This is a genomic window from Flavobacterium sp. CF108, assembly GCF_900129795.1.
Lineage (GTDB): Bacteria > Bacteroidota > Bacteroidia > Flavobacteriales > Flavobacteriaceae > Flavobacterium.
This window is the reverse complement of sequence record NZ_FQWW01000017.1, coordinates 1-1,658: the sequence shown is the minus strand read 5'-3', so window position 1 is coordinate 1,658 and position 1,658 is coordinate 1. Positions and strand designations below refer to the sequence as shown.

Genomic DNA, 1,658 nt, shown 5'->3' with positions numbered 1-1,658 from the left:
ACAGCATTAGTTCCATCAGATGTAAATCTGACAACTACTACTGCAGATCCGACAGGATATTTAGTTTTAAACCCGGACGGAAGTTTAACATTAGGAGCTAATGCTCCGGCAGGTACTTATCAGTTAACTTATACGATCTGTGAGAAACTAAACCCATCAAACTGCAGTTCAAACACAGTAAGTGTAACAGTAGGAGTACCAGTAATCGATGCAGTTACAGAAACTACAGCATCTATCAACGGAAATATAGGCGGTACAACAGCAGCCTTAACAGCTAACGATACCCTAAACGGAAACCCGGCAGTAATCGGAACTTCAGCAGGACAGGTAACCTTGACAGCAGTGAGTGTTCCGACAGGATTAACATTAAATGCAGATGGAACAGTAACCGTTGCACCAAATGCACCAGCAGGAACTTACGATGTTACATACAGCATTTGTGAAGTTACTAACCCGACAAATTGTGATACAGTAATTTCAAAAGTTGTGGTAAGCGGCGGAACATTAGTTGCTAATACAGATGTTATCCCTTTAGTTATATCAGGAAGTACATCTCAGACATTACCATTAAATGTATTTGATAACGATACTAAAAACGGGACAGCGTTAGTTCCATCAGACATAAATCTGACTACAACTATTGCAGATCCAACAGGATATTTAGTTTTAAACCCAGACGGAAGTTTAACATTAGGCGCAAATGCTCCGGCAGGTACTTATCAGTTAACTTACACAATCTGTGAGAAACTAAACCCATCAAACTGCAGTTCAAACACAGTAAGTGTAACAGTTGGAGTACCAGTAATCGATGCAGTTACAGAAACTACAGCATCTATCAACGGAAATATAGGCGGTACAACAGCAGCCTTAACAGCTAACGATACCCTAAACGGAAACCCGACAGTAATCGGAACTTCAGTAGGACAAATAACATTGACAGCAGTGAGTGTTCCAGCAGGATTGACATTAAATGCAGACGGAACAGTAACTGTAGCGGTAAATACTCCAGCAGGAACTTACGATGTTACATACAGCATTTGTGAAGTTAGTAACCCAGCAAATTGTGATACCGTAATCTCAAAAGTTGTGGTAACCGGAGGAGTATTAACTGCAAACCCTGATGTTATCGGATCAGTTACATCAACAAATGCACCTCAGACATTACCATTAAATGTATTTGATAACGATACTAAAAACGGAACAGCGTTAGTTCCATCAGATGTAAATCTGACAACTACTACTGCAGACCCGACAGGATATTTAGTTTTAAACCCGGACGGAAGTTTAACATTAGGTGCAAATGCTCCGGCAGGTACTTACCAGTTAACTTACACCATCTGTGAGAAACTAAACCCAGCAAACTGCAGTTCAAACACAGTAAGTGTAACAGTAGGGGTACCGGTAATCGATGCAGTAACAGAAACAACGGCATCAATTAATGGAAATACAGGAGGAACAACAGCAGCTTTATCAGCTAACGATACGTTAAACGGAAATCCGGTTGTAATTGGCACTTCAGCAGGACAGGTAACATTAACAGCAGTAAGTGTTCCATCAGGATTAACATTAAATGCAGACGGAACCGTAACAGTTGCACCAAATACACCGGCAAATACTTATGATGTTGAGTACACTATCTGTGAGGTTAGCAACCCTAC

The 1,658-nt window shown here is 40.7% G+C and carries 1 pseudogene; it reads left to right on the top strand.

Annotation, left to right across the window (positions count from 1 at the left end):
• Positions 1-1,658: pseudogene (locus BUE10_RS24075) on the top strand (hypothetical protein); the annotation flags it as partial.